The 19794-nt window shown below is 40.5% G+C and carries 22 protein-coding genes and 1 tRNA gene; 2 read left to right on the forward strand and 21 right to left on the reverse strand.

What is annotated here, in order from left to right; all coding sequences use genetic code 11:
• Positions 1–120: 120 nt before the first annotated feature.
• Together PHO71_RS00990 and kduI are read right to left on the reverse strand one after the other, a co-directional pair.
• Complete coding sequence (locus PHO71_RS00990) at positions 121–924, reverse strand: gluconate 5-dehydrogenase (protein WP_300197577.1); 804 nt, start codon at positions 922–924, stop codon at positions 121–123.
• 38 nt (positions 925–962) lie between these two features.
• Complete coding sequence (kduI, locus tag PHO71_RS00995; protein ID WP_300197580.1) at positions 963–1805, reverse strand: 5-dehydro-4-deoxy-D-glucuronate isomerase; 843 nt, start codon at positions 1803–1805, stop codon at positions 963–965.
• Between the two features lie 314 nt (positions 1806–2119).
• Here kduI and PHO71_RS01000 point away from each other — a divergent pair, with 314 nt between their 5' ends.
• Positions 2120–3187 (forward strand): leucine-rich repeat domain-containing protein, encoded by a 1068-nt coding sequence (locus PHO71_RS01000; RefSeq protein WP_300197583.1) that lies wholly within the window; start codon positions 2120–2122, stop codon positions 3185–3187.
• 392 nt (positions 3188–3579) lie between these two features.
• On the opposite strand, the gene PHO71_RS01005 is transcribed toward PHO71_RS01000, so the two are convergent.
• The 10 genes from PHO71_RS01005 to metK all read right to left on the reverse strand — a co-directional run bounded on the left by PHO71_RS01005 (position 3580) and on the right by metK (position 11422).
• Positions 3580–4638: an endonuclease/exonuclease/phosphatase family protein gene (locus PHO71_RS01005; RefSeq protein ID WP_300197586.1), complete on the reverse strand. Its 1059-nt coding sequence runs from the start codon at positions 4636–4638 to the stop codon at positions 3580–3582.
• 91 nt (positions 4639–4729) lie between these two features.
• Positions 4730–4800, reverse strand: a tRNA-Gln gene (locus PHO71_RS01010).
• 99 nt (positions 4801–4899) lie between these two features.
• Positions 4900–6192, reverse strand: a complete 1293-nt coding sequence (gene tyrS, locus PHO71_RS01015) for a tyrosine--tRNA ligase (protein ID WP_300197589.1) — start codon at positions 6190–6192, stop codon at positions 4900–4902.
• A gap of 84 nt (positions 6193–6276) precedes the next feature.
• Positions 6277–7068 carry a TatD family hydrolase gene (locus tag PHO71_RS01020; RefSeq protein WP_300197592.1) on the reverse strand — a complete coding sequence of 264 codons (792 nt, stop codon included), beginning with the start codon at positions 7066–7068 and terminating at the stop codon, positions 6277–6279.
• Between the two features lie 23 nt (positions 7069–7091).
• The gene (gene yidD / locus PHO71_RS01025) at positions 7092–7319 is read right to left on the reverse strand and encodes a membrane protein insertion efficiency factor YidD (RefSeq protein WP_300197959.1); all 228 of its coding nucleotides are present in this window, start codon (positions 7317–7319) and stop codon (positions 7092–7094) included.
• 44 nt (positions 7320–7363) lie between these two features.
• Complete coding sequence (gene rnpA / locus PHO71_RS01030) at positions 7364–7753, reverse strand: ribonuclease P protein component (protein WP_300197595.1); 390 nt, start codon at positions 7751–7753, stop codon at positions 7364–7366.
• Positions 7754–7759: 6 nt separating this feature from the next.
• On the reverse strand, positions 7760–8506 hold the full coding sequence (locus PHO71_RS01035) for a uroporphyrinogen-III synthase (RefSeq protein ID WP_300197598.1): 747 nt from the start codon (positions 8504–8506) through the stop codon (positions 7760–7762).
• Positions 8507–8510: 4 nt separating this feature from the next.
• Positions 8511–9245, reverse strand: coding sequence for a DUF4271 domain-containing protein (locus tag PHO71_RS01040; RefSeq protein ID WP_300197961.1), 735 nt, complete (start codon positions 9243–9245; stop codon positions 8511–8513).
• Positions 9246–9415: 170 nt separating this feature from the next.
• Positions 9416–10003, reverse strand: a complete 588-nt coding sequence (locus tag PHO71_RS01045) for a TIGR00730 family Rossman fold protein (protein WP_300197601.1) — start codon at positions 10001–10003, stop codon at positions 9416–9418.
• 126 nt (positions 10004–10129) lie between these two features.
• Entirely contained in the window at positions 10130–11422 is a 1293-nt protein-coding gene (gene metK, locus PHO71_RS01050; protein ID WP_300197604.1) for a methionine adenosyltransferase, read from the reverse strand.
• A 353-nt stretch (positions 11423–11775) separates the two neighbouring features.
• On the opposite strand from metK, the gene PHO71_RS01055 reads away from it, so the two are divergent.
• Positions 11776–11985, forward strand: a complete 210-nt coding sequence (locus tag PHO71_RS01055; protein WP_300197607.1) for a hypothetical protein — start codon at positions 11776–11778, stop codon at positions 11983–11985.
• A 71-nt stretch (positions 11986–12056) separates the two neighbouring features.
• On the opposite strand, the gene folK is transcribed toward PHO71_RS01055, so the two are convergent.
• The 9 genes from folK to miaB all read right to left on the reverse strand — a co-directional run bounded on the left by folK (position 12057) and on the right by miaB (position 19638).
• Positions 12057–12533: a 2-amino-4-hydroxy-6-hydroxymethyldihydropteridine diphosphokinase gene (gene folK / locus PHO71_RS01060; RefSeq protein ID WP_300197610.1), complete on the reverse strand. Its 477-nt coding sequence runs from the start codon at positions 12531–12533 to the stop codon at positions 12057–12059.
• Positions 12534–12540: 7 nt separating this feature from the next.
• Positions 12541–12903, reverse strand: a complete 363-nt coding sequence (locus PHO71_RS01065) for a hypothetical protein (RefSeq protein WP_300197613.1) — start codon at positions 12901–12903, stop codon at positions 12541–12543.
• 17 nt (positions 12904–12920) lie between these two features.
• Positions 12921–13979 carry a tRNA preQ1(34) S-adenosylmethionine ribosyltransferase-isomerase QueA gene (queA, locus tag PHO71_RS01070; protein WP_300197616.1) on the reverse strand — a complete coding sequence of 353 codons (1059 nt, stop codon included), beginning with the start codon at positions 13977–13979 and terminating at the stop codon, positions 12921–12923.
• 17 nt (positions 13980–13996) lie between these two features.
• On the reverse strand, positions 13997–14719 hold the full coding sequence (gene truB, locus PHO71_RS01075) for a tRNA pseudouridine(55) synthase TruB (protein ID WP_300197618.1): 723 nt from the start codon (positions 14717–14719) through the stop codon (positions 13997–13999).
• Positions 14720–14729: 10 nt separating this feature from the next.
• Positions 14730–15584: an undecaprenyl-diphosphate phosphatase gene (locus PHO71_RS01080; protein ID WP_300197621.1), complete on the reverse strand. Its 855-nt coding sequence runs from the start codon at positions 15582–15584 to the stop codon at positions 14730–14732.
• 4 nt (positions 15585–15588) lie between these two features.
• On the reverse strand, positions 15589–15861 hold the full coding sequence (locus tag PHO71_RS01085) for a DUF3098 domain-containing protein (protein ID WP_300197624.1): 273 nt from the start codon (positions 15859–15861) through the stop codon (positions 15589–15591).
• 44 nt (positions 15862–15905) lie between these two features.
• Positions 15906–16787: an ABC transporter permease gene (locus PHO71_RS01090; RefSeq protein WP_300197627.1), complete on the reverse strand. Its 882-nt coding sequence runs from the start codon at positions 16785–16787 to the stop codon at positions 15906–15908.
• Positions 16788–16790: 3 nt separating this feature from the next.
• On the reverse strand, positions 16791–17690 hold the full coding sequence (locus PHO71_RS01095) for a class I SAM-dependent methyltransferase (protein WP_300197630.1): 900 nt from the start codon (positions 17688–17690) through the stop codon (positions 16791–16793).
• Positions 17691–18267: 577 nt separating this feature from the next.
• Entirely contained in the window at positions 18268–19638 is a 1371-nt protein-coding gene (miaB, locus tag PHO71_RS01100; protein WP_300197633.1) for a tRNA (N6-isopentenyl adenosine(37)-C2)-methylthiotransferase MiaB, read from the reverse strand.
• Positions 19639–19794 lie beyond the last annotated feature (156 nt).

Raw genomic sequence — 19794 nt, forward strand, 5'->3', positions numbered from 1 at the left:
CATTTAGATTTATAATGAATCAATAGATAATGAAGATTAGACTAAAAAATAAAGAAATTGATAATGGATATTCATAGCTGCACAGCCACAATTATCCATCATCAATCATCTATTAAAAAACTATTTTGGTTGTTTGCCGATATAAGCCAGGATACCTCCGTCTACATAGAGGATGTGTCCATTGACGGCATTAGAGGCTTCTGAAGCCAGGAATACCGCAGGACCTGTAAGCTCCTGAGGATCTAACCAGCGACCGGCAGGAGTCTTGGCACAAATAAATGAATCAAACGGATGACAGCTACCATCCGGTTGTTTTTCGCGCAAAGGAGCAGTCTGCGGAGTAGCAATATAACCCGGACCGATACCATTACACTGAATATTATATTCACCATATTCAGAACAAATGTTACGAGTCAGCATCTTCAAGCCACCTTTGGCAGCGGCATAAGCAGATACTGTTTCACGACCCAACTCTGACATCATAGAGCAAATATTGATAATCTTACCATGACCCTTTTTCATCATTGCAGGCAGTACAGCCTTAGACAGAATGAAAGGAGCATTCAAGTCAATATCAATCACACGGCGGAAATCAGCAGCTTCCATCTCGTGCATAGGAACACGGCGGATAATACCTGCATTATTTACAAGGATATCAACGCTGCCAACTTCTTTTTCAATCGAGGCAACCATAGCTTGAACAGCCGGTTCGTCTGTTACATCGCATACATAACCGTGAGCCTTAATTCCCTTTTCGGCATAAGCAGCCATTCCTTTATCTACTAATTCCTGGTTGATATCATTGAAACAGATAGTAGCACCTTGTTCTGCATAAGCTGAAGCAATAGCAAAACCAATACCATATGAAGCACCTGTAACAAGAGCTACTTTACCTTCCAAAGAAAAATTCAAATACTGATTCATAATCTTTTGTTATTAAATTAAGAGAATTATTTAAATTATTATTTTAAATCCGTAATCAATGAGAAGTCCTGATCTCCATAATCAAGATTCTCTCCACCCATTCCCCAGATAAAAGTATAATTATGGGTAGCAGCCGCCGAGTGAATAGACCATTCGGGAGAAAGAACAGCCTGATCACCTTTCATCCATACGTGGCGTGTTTCGCCTACCTCACCCATGAAATGACAAATAGCATGATCTTCCGGAATCTCAAAGTAGAAATAAGCTTCCATCCGACGGCTATGTACATGAGCCGGCATTGTATTCCAAACACTACCCGGTGCCAATTCCGTCATACCCATCTGTAACTGGCAAGTAGGAAGTACCTGATTCACCAGCATCTTATTAATATTACGATGATTAGAGCTTTCCAATGAACCCATTTCGGCTACTACCGCATCAGCTTTTGTCACTTTGCGATCCGGATAATTACGGTGTGCCGTCAGAGAGTTAAAGTAGAACTTAGCAGGACGGGAAGCATCCTTACTTTCAAAAGTCACCCCACGGTCACCTGAACCCAGGTAAAGGGCTTCTTTATAATCAAGCTCAAAAATAGCATCGCCAACTTTTACAACACCTGGTCCCCCAACATTAAAAATGCCCATTTCACGACGAGTCAGAAAAAACGGAGCTTTCAAAGGGTCAATTGCTTCAAGAGTCAGCACCTCTCCTACCGGCAGTGCACCTCCCACTACCATACGGTCGTACATAGAATACACCATATTCACTTCATTGGGGGTAAATATCTTTTCGATTAAGAAATCGCGACGGATTCTTGTAGTATCATAACTTTTTGCATCCTCCGGATGCGCAGCATAGCGAATTTCATAGTTCGTTTTCATACCTTGTTTATTTATAGTTATTGAATAAATTCTCTGTCTGAGACGCACTTCGTTTACGTGCACGATGCAAAAATAGCAAAAGAAAACGTCTTTGCATTACAATTTTGTTCTAATTATCCATCAAAAATGTTCAGAATTGATGCACCATAGATCTTTTTAACGAACTATAATACGATCGCAACACGTTCCCCGGCTAAAACCATTAAATCAATTCTTAGATTATATTCCATAAATAAGCATAAGCATTGAACATTAGTTGTTTTATTCACGTTTAATAAAGGGAAATTAACGACCCACTTTAAAATCCTTTTTCAATGAAGACAACCTACTTATACACAAAAATCGTTTTCGCAATAGCGGTGATTACCCTCACTCTTTTTTCATGTTCTTCACACGAAGACAATAGTCTATTGCCCAATCCGGAACCTCCCACCGACTCACCGTCCGAACCTACAGTTGAGCCAGATCCTCGTTTGCAGATCACCGATGGCGTATTGACCGGTATTACTGAGGCATATGAAGAGATAGTTCTACCAACAAACGTAAAACGGATTAGTAAGGGAGTATTTTACGGAAAAAACATTCGTAAAGTTACTCTTAATGAAGGCTTGCAGACAATCGAAGAAAATGCTTTTATTTTCTCTACATTAGAAGAAATCAATTTTCCTTCAAGTTTAAAAGAAATCGGGAAATATGCTTTCTACAAATGCGAGAAATTAGCTTCTGCAGATTTAAGTAAAACAAAAGTCAAGGAACTTCCCGAAGGCACATTTGGATACTCTGGCATTCAAACCATTACCTTTCCCACGACTTTGGAGACAATAGGAGTGCAAGCTTTCCTTAATACTTCTAAATTGGAAACGATCGAAATTCCTACTAGCGTTAAAAGTATTGAGATAGAAGCTTTCCGTGAATGTAGTGCCACCATTTTAAGTCTGCCAAATAATATATCATTCATAGCTTCTCGTGTATTTTATTATTGTCCCAACCTGCAAGAAGTGAAAACCCATGGCACTGTGACTCAGGAAAATCCTTATTCTTATATTCAAGCTTACTGCTTTGAAGGATGTCCCGAACTCTCTACCTTCACTATTCCCCAAAATATCCGCAGTCTTGGACAAGGCCTATTAGGAGGAAACCGCAAAGTTAAGTCTATCACTATCCCCGCTCGTGTAAACCGCATCGCTTTTTCCGCTTTCAATAATACCGCGATTGAGAATGTAATAGTTGAACCCGCCTCTCCCCCTGTTGCAGAACTTGCTAGTGACATAGCTTGGTATGGTTTCCCGGATAACGTAAAAAGCATCCAAGTACCCAATGGCACAGTAGAAAATTATAAAACTGCCCCCGGATGGAAAGAATTTATAAATAAGATACAGTAGTTCAGCTATTGACATTTGCCTTTTTATTTTGTATCTTTGAAGGGAAAAATAGAAAAAATACAGTATGATAGATATAAAAATAAGGACATAATACCACATAGTAATATATATGTAACGAAAACCAGTGAGGAAAAATCAGAATTGATTTTTCCTCACTTTGTTTATATAATCAATATTCCTTAGAAACTCAGCTAAAATAGTTTATTAATAAACACTGATACCGTTTATGCATAAACTCATCAACTGTTTATTATAAATAGTTGATGAGTTACTTATAAAACAAAATTTAATGTAGACTATAGATGATCTTACAAAATAAAAAGAAGCATAATTAAGAATATAAAAAGAAAGAAAATCAATCAACAATCCGGACAAAACACATTTTATAATAATTATTTCCCTCGGATTTTAAACGTAGCAAGATTCCCTTTATGGTCAGTCGGCCAAATACAAGAAGGGGTCAAAAACTTATCTTTAGAATCGTTCTCTGCTATCTTTCCATGAATCACAGTTTCCGAAGGACCTACCAACACACAATCTTTCATAGAAAGCTTTGAACCAAAGGGATAATAATAAATAAAATCAATGCGATCTCTTTCATCGGCATCCGGAGCCCATGCCAGTATTTCCAATTTAGCCTGTTCAGCCAGTTTATTTCCCGCGGGGAATGTAAAGCCGGGATATTGAACAGGATTGGGATATTTCTCACGGTAAGTATCCTTAAATCCCACTTTATGAAGCATCATAGAACAATCCCAATGGATAATTGCTCCATTATGATCCCACAAATCCTTTGTATCTGCTTGCCAGTCCAAATGAGAAGGTTCATTAAAGTCACCTCCCATAATAACCGGACGGCCTTGAGTGATATCACTCATAACTTCTTGAACAAAAGAATGAATCGTTTCATCTCTATAAGCCATTCGGTTTGCTTTGAGAACTTCATTCTCGTCTGTTATTGGCTTATCCATTTTTTTCCAGGTATTGCCATCATAACCACGAGGCATATAACATTCATAATGCAAGTAATCTAAATGACATGAGTAGAAAGATATAGGTTGCCCATCTATAGTAGTCACCATTTTCAGCATCGCACGAACCTCATCGCCAGGCACAATGCAGCATCTCATTATACTATCCGGTTTAAACTTACTCAGAACACCCACTACCATTCCCAACGTTTCACCATAATAATGCTTTCCTCTTGCTTCCAGATCCTTTAATACACGGGGCATAAACTTATTTCCGTTAAAGTCTCTGATTTCGCACAAGAAAACCACGTCAGCATCCACCTGATCTAACACATCAACAATTCCCTGATAACCATTAGGCACTTTAGACCCTTCATGCCACAAGTTCAACTGCAAAACAGTAAATGTCTTTTTCGCTTTTGCAATACAAACACTAGTCAAACCTAACAAACAGAATAATAATAGTAAACTCTTTTTCATGCCATGTTTTCCTTTTTTATACACTAAGCTACATACTGAAATGAAAAAGCCCCGAAAGTATTACCTTCCAGGGCTTCTCTTTAATTAGCAGTTGTCCTACCAAGATTCGAACTTAGACAAACAGAACCAAAAACTGTTGTGCTACCATTACACCATAGGACAAACTCGGGTGCTTTCTGTTAAAAAGCGGTGCAAAGATAGGGTTATCCAACTAAATCTCCAAATATTTCGATATTTTTTTTATCAGAAACCCTCTTTTTCTTATTTTGCGATCAGCAAATAATAGTTCTTTTTGCCACGTTGAACAAGCAAATATTTCTCATCCAGCAGGTCAGCCGTCGTAATAGTCTGATCAAAAGCTGCCAGCTTCTCTTTATTCAACGAAACGCCTCCACCCTGAACCAACTTACGCATTTCACCTTTTGAAGCAAATACAGGCGCATTATCCACAAATAGATCAACAGCCTTCACTCCTTCTACCAGCGCATCACGAGAAATTTCAAATTGAGGAACTCCCTCGAACACTGCCAGCAAAGTATCTTCATCCAGTTTGCGCAAAGCATCGGAAGTAGCATTACCAAACAATATATTAGATGCATCTACTGCCGCATTATAGTCACCCTCAGAATGAACCATGATTGTTACTTCTTTTGCCAAACGCTTCTGAAGTACACGCAAATGTGGATTCTCACGATGCTCTGCAATCAACGCATCTATTTCCTCCTTGCCGATAGAAGTAAAGATCTTAATATAACGTTCTGCATCAGAATCACTTACATTCAACCAGAACTGATAGAACTTATAAGGTGAAGTATAGCGGGCATCCAACCAGATATTACCGGATTCCGTCTTACCGAACTTACCACCATCAGCTTTTGTGATCAACGGACAAGTCAATGCAAACACCTCTCCTCCATTGGTACGACGAATCAACTCGGCCCCGGTAGTAATGTTACCCCATTGATCAGAACCACCCATCTGAAGTTTACACCCTTTTGTTTCATACAGATGAAGGAAATCATAGCCCTGCAACAACTGGTAAGTAAATTCCGTAAATGACAAACCATCACGTGCCTCGCCATTCAAACGTCTTTTTACTGAATCTTTTGCCATCATATAGTTCACGGTAATATGCTTACCTACCTCACGGGCAAAATCCAAAAAAGTAAAGTTCTTCATCCACTCGTAGTTGTTCACCAACTCGGCACGATTCGGAACATCCGATTCAAAATCAAGAAATTTATCAAGTTGCTTCTTGATGCACTCCTGGTTATGATACAGCGTTGCTTCGTCCAGCAAGTTACGCTCTGCCGATTTACCGGAAGGGTCACCAATCATACCTGTAGCACCACCCACAAGCGCCAATGGCTTGTGACCGCAACGTTGAAGATGACGGAGCATCATCACACCACAAAGGTGTCCGATATGCAACGAATCAGCAGTCGGATCGATTCCCAAATAAGCCGTAACTTGCTCTTTGTTCAACAACTCTTCTGTTCCCGGCATCATGTCATTCAACATACCGCGCCATCTTAATTCTTCTACAAAATTCATCGTATTACTCTTTTTATTAGGTTTTTATTGTTTTTCTTTTCCATGCACGGCAAAAGTACGACTCTTTCTCCGAAGATACAACTCTTACACCTTAAAAAAGACATTTTGTACATTTTCCTGAATCGTCTCCCGTAAAGCTTCTACTTCTACCCCACGTATCTTCGCTGCCCGTTGGAGAAGTATCTCAATATCAAGCCTACTATTATCTGTTTCCAGAAACAAACGCTCAAGGGGTACTGCGACCATACTTTCATCCGGATAGTATTCCCCGAAAGAGAGATAAAAGCCCAACTTCAGCAACTGCTTCGCCTGTTCCGGTTTTCCCCGAAATCCATGCCAAATCCAAGGTTGGTTTGTGCGAAACTCTTTTTTTACGGCAAGCAATTCCTCCATTGCTTTTACACAATGAATAATCAATGGTAATTTGAATTTTTCAGCAGCCTCTACGTGTGCTCTAAAAGCAACAAGTTGCAAATCCATCGGAGCCTGTGTCAGCTTATCCAATCCAGTCTCACCGATAGCGATTATTTGCTTAGAAGTGTGCAATTGACTCATACGCTCCCACTGTTTTTCTATATTCTCATAGCTTAACTCCCACGGATGAATACCCATAGAATAAAAACGATTTTTCTTCAGCGAACCTTCATTAATGAGAGTCGGCCCGTGCAATAGTCCTTCGTCCGAAGGCTTTGCCGATATTAGTCCGTGCAAAGTGAAGTTTTTTGTTATTTCGGCCTTTGCATTAGGAGTAGGTGGCATATATAACGGAGAAATCGATAATAAAGGATAATTATAAATCGAACGTTCATCACTCTCTGGATTATGTGTATGAATATCCAGAATGTTATGGGTATTCTCTTTGGCTGTCTTTTCCATATTCCAATTCTTTTTAAAATCAATCAAGGCACCGGATCATAGCCGGAACCACCCCAGGGATGACATCGCAAAATACGACGGACAGCCAGATAGAGTCCTTTGACGGGACCATATTTCTTAATCGCTTCGACTGCATAAGCTGAGCACGTGGGGGTAAACCGACAAGAAGGAGGAGTTAAAGGCGAAATGCAAACTCGATAGAAGTAGATGGGAAGTAATAATAAAAATGAAAATACTTTTCCAAGAAGCATTTTTATAATCTCCCAGACGACCGATATCCGGTGAACAAGAGATTTCATAAAGACAGCTTTTCTGACAGACGCAAAAGCCCAGTTCTCATTTTCTCTTCCAGCTCGGAAGTAGCAATAATCTCATCTGACAAATAGATAAAAGCAATGGCAAGTTGCTGTCCACGACTTTGTAGTTCGTCCAGCAACAGATGTTTGTTTTTTCGGTAAGCCTCACGAATCTGACGTTTCACACGGTTACGTTTCACCGCCCGCTTGAACCTCCGCTTTGAGACGCTGATAAGAATGGAAGCCGAAGCTTCCCCCTTTTCGACAGGCATATATACAATGCGTATCGGAAAGATGGAAAAAGACTTTGAAACCCCGCCTTCAAACATCTTTCCGACCAAAATTTTACTATTCAGCCTTTCGGCTTTACGCAAAGTATATATACTCACTCTGAATTATTTATTATTTTCCTTGATAAACATATCAAGTGCAGCAGTCATTGACGGAGCTTTCACCGTAGGAGCTTCAAGGTCCAAGCGAAGTCCGGCATCGCGTACTGCTTGTGCAGTAGTGGAACCGAAAGTACCGATTTTAATCTCTTTCTGGTCAAAATCCGGAAAGTTCTTTTTTAATGAAGTTACTCCGGCAGGACTAAAGAATACTAACATATCATAGTCGAATTCCTCCTCTTGTGTAAAGTCATTGCTGACTGTGCGATACATCACAACTTCTGCATGCTGAATATTGTTCTTATCCAACAGATTCTTCACATCATCATTGTGTACATCAGACATAGGTACGAGATATTTTTCGGTCTTATGTTTCAGGATAGAAGGAAGAAGGTCCTCAATCTTTCCGGTAGCACCAAAGAAAATCTTACGCTTACGATACTGAACATATTTCTGGATATACAGTGCAACGGCTTCAGTCACACAAAAATATTTCATAGTTTCCGGAATTGTGACACGAAGTTCCGTGCACAAATGGAAAAAGTGATCAATTGCATGACGGGAAGAAAATATTACGGCAGTATAGTCAAGAATCGAAATCTTCTGTTGCCGGAATTCCTTCGCCGAAAGGCTTTCCACCTTGATAAAAGGTCGGAAATCTATTTTTACGCCATACTTTTCAGCAATGTCGTAATAGGGAGACTTCTCTGACGCAGGCTTAGGCTGCGACACTAGTACTTTTTTAATTTTCAACGTCCTAAAATTTTATTAGCAATATGTTGTTAATTTGAACTAGTCCCTGATAGAGTAGCAGACAAGGTACTAATTCAAGAGCGCAAAAGTACAAAATTAATAAGAAAAGAGTATCTAATTGATGAAAAAAAAGCTTTACCCATTTATAAAACATCAATATTTTAGTAAAAATTAGAATAGCTAGCCCGATTATAACCAGATTAGCCTGATTTAAATCGAAATAAATAAGAAAAAGAACAAAAGGGAAAAGCGCAAATCCCACATAATAGATGAGTGTTGAGTACGATTCAAGCCATATATTTGTTTTATTTTTATCAAAAAACACCCATCCCAAAAACATATAAATAATCCATTTAAGGAAAAAGTAAACCAGACAAAAACCAGTATAAATTCCTAAGAGAAACAGTGGGGGAATCCGCTCCATCAATACAGGGCGAACATCATGAAAATAATTGAAAAATATAATACCTGAAAGTACGCAGGTTTGAACAGTAAGTACAATGAGATAACGCACATCAGCTGCCGTAGAGCTGTCAAAAATACTGGTCCGTTCACGATTTAGCATAAAGTCCTTTACCTGCTGCGTGAGGAATTTCTTTCCTCTAGCCAATGCTATGGAAGAGAGAAAGAAACACGCCAGCAACGTCAAAGCGATTGCATCGTCCGTACGAGGAGAATAGGATAGGGGCTCTCCTTCAAAACCGGGAGCATATTCTTGCGCAGAATGGTATTCTGTCAGTTGTAAGCTATCTGCGGACACAAATTGCTCCTGATAGAAAAGAGGCAGTGTATCTGCCTGCGCGACAGATGTAGTATCTCTCAGCAACATAGTAGCCGTCGTATCCGCTTGTAGCGAATCGTTTGGCAAATGTATGATTGTATCTGTAGAATGTATTAATGTTCCGGGCCTCATATCGCTGCAAATTTACGAATAGAGGTATCCCAGACAGGAGTGGTATAAAGAAGTTCTATCGCTTCTGCGGGGGTATTGGCTACTTTCCAAATATCACCATGCCGGCGACGCATGAAGTTCTCGTCAATCGCTCTACCAAGCATACCAAGCAAAGGATCGAAGAATCCATTGACATTTAGAATCACAATCGGATTCAAATACAGTCCAAGCTGTTTCCAGGTAATTACTTCGAGCAGTTCTTCCAACGTCCCGCAACCTCCGGGCATGGCAATGACTGCATCACTCAGATCTGCCATCTTCTGCTTACGCTCGTGCATAGAAGCAACTTCTATCAATTCCGTAAGTCCCGTATGTTGCCAGTTTTGTTCTACCATGAAATGAGGAATGACACCAGTCACCTCTCCGCCATTACTAAGTACTGCATCTGCTACAGAACGCATCAATCCGATACTCCCCGCACCATTGACTAAACGAATATGACGTTCGGCAAACAAACGCCCAAGTTGTTCGGCTGCTTCAAAATATACAGGATCTATCTTTGTACTGGAAGCGCTGTACACGCATACGGAATGTATCTGATTCATTACTATTTACGGGTTTACGGTTGTGAGTGCAAAATTAGGAAAAAATAATAAAGGTCGCCCTCTCGTGACTGCAAAAATCATGCGCAGACCGAAAATGGGCGACCTTCCTATTGGGTTTTATCCGGCTTACAGACCGAAAGCTGCCTTAATCTTATCTACGTAATCGAGTTTTTCCCACGTAAACAGTTCTACTTCTATGGTCTTGTCACCTTCGTAACGAGAGAAGAAAGTCTTTGATACCACTTGAGGTTCACGTCCCATGTGACCATAAGCGGCAGTCTCCTGATAAATCGGATTACGAAGTTTCAAACGTTCCTCAATTGCTTTCGGACGAAGATCGAACAGTTGGTCGATAACGCGTGCTATTTCACCGTCGGTCATGCTCACGTGACCACGTCCGTAAGTATTCACATAAATATTGATCGGGCGTGCTACACCGATAGCATAGGAAACCTGCACCAACATTTCGTCTGCTACACCTGCGGCAACCATGTTTTTTGCAATGTGACGGGCTGCATAAGCAGCGCTGCGGTCTACCTTGCTAGGATCTTTCCCGGAGAAAGCTCCACCGCCATGAGCACCTTTACCACCGTATGTATCTACAATAATCTTACGTCCTGTCAGACCTGTATCTCCGTGCGGTCCGCCGATCACGAACTTACCTGTCGGATTTACATGATAGATAATACGGTCATTAAACAGTGCCAACACTTTATCATGATGAATCGAAGCAATGACACGCGGCATCAGGATTTCGATCACGTCTTTACGAATAATCTCCAGCATTTCTTCGTCAGCCTTCAGTTGAGCGGCATCGGAATCATCAGCGGGCTGAATAAAGTCATCGTGCTGTGTAGAAACTACAATTGTATCGATGCGTACAGGTGTTCCATTATCATCATATTCAATGGTCACCTGGCTTTTAGCATCGGGACGAAGGTAAGTCATTACGTTGCCTTCACGACGGATATCAGCTAGTACTTGTAGAATACGGTGTGCCAAATCAAGAGAAAGCGGCATATAATTTTCCGTTTCATTCGTTGCATAGCCAAACATCATTCCCTGGTCGCCTGCCCCCTGTTCCATAGGGTCTTGACGTTCTACACCACGATTGATATCGGGGCTTTGCTCATGAATAGCGGAAAGTACACCGCAGGAATTACTTTCGAACATGTACTCTCCTTTGGTATAACCGATTTTCTTAATTACTTCACGTGCGATGAGTTGAAGATCAACGTACGCCTTTGTTTTCACCTCACCCGCTAGTACCACTTGTCCGGTAGTTACCAGTGTTTCGCAAGCTACTTTCGAACTGGGGTCGTAAGCCAACAGTTTGTCAAGTACGGCATCCGATATTTGATCGGCTACCTTGTCGGGGTGTCCTTCTGACACCGATTCGGATGTAAATAAATATCCCATCTTTCTTAAATTAAGAATTAAAAATTGAGAATTAAAAATTAGAAAGGGAAGGAGAGAAAGGAGCCTGCTGCAAAGTTGTGCCGGAAAGAGATAGGCATCAACAAAATGTGTTTTAGCATTTTTTTCCGTGGTTGCAAGCTGCTCAAATCTATCCACACTTTCATTATCGGGTACAAAGATAAGTATTATTCGAATATTATTCTTACCTTTGGGCATTGTTTAACATAAAATTCAAGAATGAATATGAAATATACACTTGAATTTTATCACAATATTCATCCGTAGTTTTACAGGAGAATTGATTGGAGCAATTATTATCTGTTTTATAGAAAACAAAAAAGTTAAGACTCTACATGATCATCAATGAAAAATTAAAAACGATATTTGTTCTGGCACTCTATATCGGATTTACTATCGCCATCTATGCGATTGTCTGCCATTTTAGGCACATTGAATTTCAAGACATTCACTTGTTGTACGCAGTGCTGATTGGGTGCATCGCATACTTGCCACGATTCATTGCAGGCAAAATGAAAAAGAATAAAAGCTATAAAGATAAATAGTGACGGCATCCGGTTAATATAAGTTACCAATTGAATACAGTCACTATTTATAGCATATACTTAATATACTTTTAAAGCTCTTGTAAAAGTTCTTTTATAGTCTTTCCCAAAACCGGATGTATCAGTTCAGGTGCAATTTCTGCTAAAGGACGGATTACGAAATCACGTTTCGCCATTAAAGGGTGGGGGAGATTCAATTCCGCACCTGAAGAAGAGGTAACAGAAAGAATCAGATCATTATAAAGCAACAGGTCTATATCAATTACTCTGTCACTGTAAGCACCATGAACGGATTTATGTGTACGCCCCAATTCAGATTCTATTCTTTGCGTCTCTTGTAATACATCCAAGGGAGATAAATCTGTATTCACACAGGCGGCTGCATTCAGGAAACTATTATCAGAAGCAAATCCCCAAGGAGCAGTAATATAAAAAGCAGACAGGGAAATCACCTTCCCTATCCGCTCTTCTATTTTTTGTACGGCAGCCCTGAGATTTTGTTCTTTATCTCCCAAGTTTGTGCCAAGTCCCAGATAAACCATCGACATCGCGTACTTACCTTTTTTCAGTACGAAATGGCTCTACAAAGTACTCCTTATCCATAGGCATGAAAAATTCTACTTTACCACACTGAGGACAGACGTACAAGTGAAATGCTTCACGATTCTGAAATAGTTCGAAAAAGTTTCCAAACAAACCGGAGTTCATACCTTCATGAAATTTATACTCACCTGAATAACGCATTTTGACATGACAACGCAAACAATCAATTGAACGTTCGCCATTATCAACAAACTGTCTTTCTTCATTATCGCCGGCCATATCCAAAACCATCCCATCCGGAAAGCTATAATTGCAATTCCAGCAGATATCGAAGTTATCTTCTACTTCTTCGCGACATTCAGGACAAATTTTCATCGTATAATTCTTGTTCTTTATTTATCCAAAATCAACATGGCATCACCATATGTACCAAAACGGTATCCTTCCTTCAATGCCAGATGATAAGCGTCCATTACCTGATCATAGCCTCCAAAAGCAGCTACAATCATCAGCAAAGTAGAAAGCGGCATATGGAAATTAGAAATCATCGAGTTAGCTACAGTGAAATCATATGGAGGGAAGATAAACTTATTTGTCCAGCCTTCAAATTCTTTCAGATGCCCGTCTGTGCTCACTGCACTTTCAATGGCACGCATCACTGTTGTACCTACGGCACATACATTCTTACCGTTATCTTTGGCGCAATTCACTGCATTTACTGCCTTTTCATCAACAAGCATTTGTTCAGAGTCCATCTTATGCTTTGTCAGGTCTTCCACGTCAATATCACGGAAATTGCCCAACCCTGCATGCAAGGTAATGTAAGCAAAATCAACACCTTTTATTTCCAATCGCTTTAACAACTCACGGCTAAAGTGCAAGCTGGCTGTTGGAGCAGTTACCGCACCTTCATTTTTGGCAAAAATAGACTGGAACCGTTCCGCATCTTCCGGTTCTACCGGACGGTTGATAATGGAGTGGGGCAGAGGAGTTTCACCCAATGCATACAATGCTTTTTTGAACTCATCGTGAGGTCCGTCATAAAGGAAGCGGAGCGTACGACCGCGTGAAGTTGTATTATCAATTACTTCGGCTACCATAGAATCATCTTCGCCGAAATACAGTTTGTTACCAATACGGATTTTACGTGCAGGATCTACCAATACATCCCACAAGCGAAGATCTTCATTCAGCTCACGTAACAAGAATACTTCGATACGAGCACCTGTCTTCTCCTTGTTACCATACAAACGGGCAGGAAATACCTTTGTGTCGTTGAATATAAATACGTCTTTATCATCGAAATAGTTCAGAACATCCTTGAACATTTTGTGTTCAATCTCACCAGTACGACGGTGTAACACCATCAAGCGCGACTCATCTCTATACTTCATAGGATGCAAAGCGATTTTATCCTCGGGTAACTTAAATTTGAATTGTGATAGTTTCATATCTATTCTTTATTACGTTAATTATTTTCTTCTTCATTTTCTATTTCCTGCTGGTCAATCCACTCTTTAAAGTGTTCCGGGTCCAGACAGTCTTCCAACCGGACATCACCGACACGAGTACGGATCAATCCTGTCAAATGGGCTCCGCTTTGGAGCGCCTCACCGATATCACGTGCCAAAGCACGGATATAAGTACCTTTACTACATACCACTCGAATCTGAATCATTGGTTCAGAATCATCTAAACGGCATTCCAGCAGTTCTATCTCGTCAATCACCAATTGTTTTGGCTTCAACTCCACTTCTTCTCCTTTACGTGCCAACTCATAAGCACGTTTACCATCTACCATACAGGCGGAAAAGGCAGGGGGTATCTGCTCAATAGCACCGATAAAATGCGTCAATACTTCCTCCACTTTCTCCCGTGTGATATGCGCCGTAGGGTAAGTGGCATCTATCTCATGCTCCAAGTCATACGACGGAGTAGTAGCTCCCAACCGGAGCGTAGCAATATACTCTTTTGTATGATATTGAAACTCTTCTATCCGTTTCGTAGCCTTTCCGGTACAAACAATCATCACTCCCGTTGCAAGAGGATCGAGTGTTCCGGCATGACCGACTTTCAGTTTCTTTACTCCCATCCGGCGACAGATATGGTATCGGATATGACCGACAACTTTAAATGAAGTCCAGCCGAGAGGTTTATTGAAAAATAATACTTCTCCTTTTTTAAATCTCATAATAAACGCATTACATTATCTTCAGTTCATGCCCAGTCAGTAACATTATCAGAATTATTCCTCCGACGATAATACGATACCAGCCAAAAGCCCGGAAGCCGTACTTTGTTACAAAGCGTATGAAGAACTTAATAGCAAGTAATGCCACAAGAAATGCTACAACATTTCCAATAATCAACGAACCCATATTGTCCAAGAGAATCTCCTTACCTCCATCAAGGAAGAGTTTGAGCATCTTATATCCTGTAGCAGCAAGCATAGTAGGGACAGCCAGAAAGAAAGAAAACTCAGCAGCTGCTTTCCGTGTCATTTTTTGTGCCATACCACCTACGATTGTAGCCATAGAACGGGATACTCCGGGTATCATGGCAATACACTGAAACAAACCGATATTAAAGGCTTTTTTATCAGTTAATACTGTGTCTTCGCTTCCATGAGAGAATATCTTATCACAGAAAAGCATAAATATGCCTCCTACAACAAGCATTACAGCTACTACTGTTACACTTTCCAGCATTGCATCAATTTGGTCACTAAAAAGGAATCCAAGTATGGCAGCCGGAATAAAGGCAACGAACAACTTCCAATAGAAATCAAATTTATGAAGAAAGCGTTTCAAAACCGAAGCTCCTTCGGGTGCAGGAGTATGATTCAAACGGAAAAAACGTTTCCAGTATAAACATACTACGGAAAGAATCGCTCCAAATTGAATAATAACAGTAAATGCTTTAACAAACTCAGTACTTTCTACTCCCAGTATGTTTTGCGTAATAATCATGTGTCCTGTAGAAGAGACAGGTAAAAACTCCGTCAATCCCTCTACAATGGCAATAATAATTGCCTCTAATGTTGTCAGATCTCCCATTCTACTATTCTACTTCGTCTTTTATTTCCTCCTTGTGTTCTATTTCTTCTTTTGTTTTTGGCTTGCGCAACACGGCGTAAATCATCCATAAAAAACCAAACAAGCAAACTACAGGAGCCACTTTAATTCTACGTACACTAAAAATATCCGGTTCAAAAACCGTTTCGGACGACGAAGGTCCTGTCATCAATAGAAATCCGATAATAACAACCGCCATCCCTATTGCCAGTAAGATAAAGTTTACCTTATCAAAAGCAAATTTTTGCTTGTCAGCCATAGTCTTATTTCATTATAAATTAAAAATCCAAGAATCGATACTTGTTAAATATAATACAACGTATTCGCTTTCATCCTCAAATATTTATTGATAGAGATGCAAGCACACAACCAAGTTATTATAATTCCAAATGCAAGTACACTTCCGCAAACAATCAGCATTACTTCGGGTGTAATGATCTGAATCAGTTCAGGCTCGTACATCACCGCCCAACAGGCAGTACCCATGAGCATGGCATCGGCAATGATAGCTGCAAATACACCGCTCCATACATTTTTTCGCAGGAATGGCCGCCGGATAAATCCCCAACTGGCCCCAACCAACTTCATCGTATGTATGAGGAAACGCTTGGAATAAATCGCAAGCCTGATTGTATTGTTTATCAATGCAAATGAAATGAACGTAAGTACAACAGCCAATGCCAACAACACGAGACTGATGTTCCGGATATTCTCATTAACGGAGTCAATCAGCTCTTTCCGGTAAAGCACATCTTGTATATTGGAATTCTTTTTAATTATCTTTTCGATCTTCGCAATGCTATCCGAGTTTGCATATTCGGAGTGAAGCTTTATCTCGATAGAAGCCGTAAAAGGATTATAACCTAGAAACTCTTCAGGGTCAGTTCCCATTGCTTCGGTCTGCTCCTTCAATGCCTGTTTCTTTGAAATATATTCGGACTCCTTCACAAAATCTTCCTTGTTCAGCTTCTTCTGAAGTTTCAGAATATCCTTTTCCTTCATATCGTCACTGATAAGAATTGAGAAACTTATATTCTCGCGTACATACACAGAAAGATTATGCGCTGTCAGCACAAAAAACACAACTAATCCCAACAGCAGCAATACCAGCGTCGTACTGATACTCGACGTAATAAACTGCATATCAAAAAGCGATGTCGATTTATGTCTGTTTTTATTTCCCATTCGTTATCTTTTTTTCCGAAATACATAAATCATGGAACTGCTTCTTTCTTTTCGCGCCATTGAATTTAACCAAGCCAGGCTTCCCACATACATCCCCTTCAGGAAACCGGAGGAGCTGCCACGGTGTTTTTCACTCAGCATAGATACATAGAACGCATCAAACGGCATCGGATGACGTGCCGCCATGATAAAACCATGCCGCGAAGCCAACTGTTGGATGGTAGCAGGAGTAAAGTGCCAAAGGTGGCGTGGAACATCATAAGCTGCCCAATATTCACCATAATGCTCGGCATCGTAAGAAGAACAATTGGGTACTGCTACAATCAGCAGACCTTTTTCCGTCAGCAACTCATGGAGCAACTCCCATGTTTCATTAAGTGCCTCCAAGTGCTCCATGACATGCCAAAGGGTAACCACATCAAAACTACCCGGTTCAAATTCTTTCAAAGCGGACTCAGGTTTTACTTCCAATCCAAAATGTTCTAATGCAAAAGCTCGTGCCTGAGAACTTTTTTCCACCGCTTCCACTTGCCATCCACGCCGGGACATCGTATCTGCAAAATAACCGGTTCCCGTACCAATATCAAGCAAACGCCCCGTCTTTCGATGCGCTTCCTTAGCCACCAGACGCGCTTTGCGACCTAGCATATAAGAACGTACATAATGGTAAACGGTATTCATTGCGCCTTTACGCGTATCAGTATGAGAGATATAATCGGGAGTTTCATAATACTTGCCAATTTCGGCTTCTACCGGAGCGTCTTGCGTGAAAGTGAACCCGCAATCTTCACACGAATGCAGTTCAAACTGTTCGCCCGAAGCATAAAAATCTGTACAAGTCATCACGCGTTTCAAGTGCGTACTGCCACACAGCGGACAAGCATTTATAGTGAGTTTCTCCATTAATTTTGCACAAAATTAAGTGCCGCCCCGAATCGTAAGACAACACTATACCCTAATTTGGTGCAAAGAAACAAATAAAAAGTGATGTAATAACCTTTCTTTAAGGACTTTTAATAGAACAGAGAGTAAGTGGAATGAAAAGAAGCCCTATACCGAATTTAAGATTGACCCGGAAGAAACAAATCAAAAAAACACTAATTCTCAATTACTCTTTAAGTAATGCACCCTAATTATATTGATAATATACAAGAGTCCCTGTCATCCTTCACTATGTTCAGAATCTACTTTCTATTGATATTAAAACGAAGAAAAAGTGTTTGGTCAGACTCTACACAACAGAAAGCAGATCGACAACTAATTTCGACATACTACTTGCTGAATTACTTAACTTTTGCAGATGATTATTGAGTGTATAGAAACACATTTCATAGGTATTAATAGTTAAGATGTAGACTATTAATAGTTGAGAAGTAAAGTATTAATAGCTGAGAAGTAGACTATTAATACCTGACAACAGAGGTTATAATAGCCTACCGGAACCCTTGAAAGGCACTTGCGAAAGCAAGCCTGAAAAGTTCTACAATATCTCTTCGCCTTTTAGCGTAGCCGAACTCGCCTCCATGATCCGTACTTTCACAAAATCACCGACACGATGTGTACCTCTGTCAAATACGACCACACGATTCTGCTCAGTACGACCAAAAAGTTGATCTCGCGAACGTTTGGATACACCTTCTACCAACACTTCAAAAGTCTTTCCTACACACCGCTGGTTGGCCTCTGCCGACAAACGGTTTTGCAGAGCAATAATTTCGTTCAACCGGCGAACCTTCACATCTTCGGGGACATTATCTTCGAGATGCTTGGAAGCATACGTACCGGGACGTTCGGAATACTTAAACATAAAAGCAGCATCATATCCACACTCTTCCATTAGAGAAAGAGATAATTGATGATCCTCTTCTGTTTCGGAATGAAAACCGGAAAAAATATCTGTGGTCAGCCCACATTCAGGAATGATACGTTTGATAGCCGCCACCCGTTCCAAATACCACTCGCGGGTATATTTACGGTTCATCAAATTCAAGATACGTGAACTTCCGCTCTGTACCGGCAAATGGATATGTTTGCAGACATTCGGCATTTGGGCGATTATTTCCAATGTTTCGTCACTCATATCCTTCGGATGAGAAGTAGTGAAACGAACGCGAACTCCCGGAGCTGCTTCGGCTACAGTACGGAGCAACATAGGAAACGTCACAATTTCGCCCGAAGATTTTTCAAATTGGTAAGAGTTTACATTTTGTCCAAGCAAGGTAACTTCCTTATAACCTTTCGCCACCAGATCAGTTACTTCATTTAAGATACTTTCCACATCACGACTACGCTCACGCCCACGTGTATAAGGCACAATGCAATAAGTACAGAAGTTATTACACCCACGCATAATAGAAACAAATCCTGAGATATGATTTCCACAAATACGGGAAGGAATCACATCCCGATAAGTTTCAGTAGTAGATAACTCAACATTAATAGCCTTTTCACCCGCTTCAACAGCAGCTATCAAATCAGGGAGAGTAAGATAGGCATCGGGACCGACTACCAGATCTACATGGTGATTTGTTATCAGATCATCTTTCACTCGCTCCGCCATACAGCCTAACACACCCACAATGAGGTGTTTCTTCTTTTTTTTCAACGAGTGGAAAAATTCCAAACGATTGAGTATCTTCTGTTCCGCATTGTCACGAATGGAGCAAGTGTTCATAAACACAGCATCAGCTTCTTCGAGCGCTTGGGCTACAGAATAACCCGCCATTTGCATTACGGAGGCTATCACCTCACTGTCAGCTACATTCATCTGGCAGCCGTAAGTTTCGATAAACAACTTCTTGTTGTCATCAGCAGTTGCGGATTTAAAGTCCGCTCCCGTCAGTTCATTCATATGCTATTCTTATTTAAATTTAGCTGCAAAGATAGGGCTTCGCTTTCAATTCATAGTAAAAATGAACTGAAATTCAAGACTTATACACCAAAATTCATAGTAAATCGAAGCAAGGAACTCCTATTTATCTTCCTCATAATGGAGATAACTCATATT

This window comes from Bacteroides sp. (assembly GCF_028690125.1).
Taxonomy (GTDB): Bacteria; Bacteroidota; Bacteroidia; order Bacteroidales; family Bacteroidaceae; genus Bacteroides.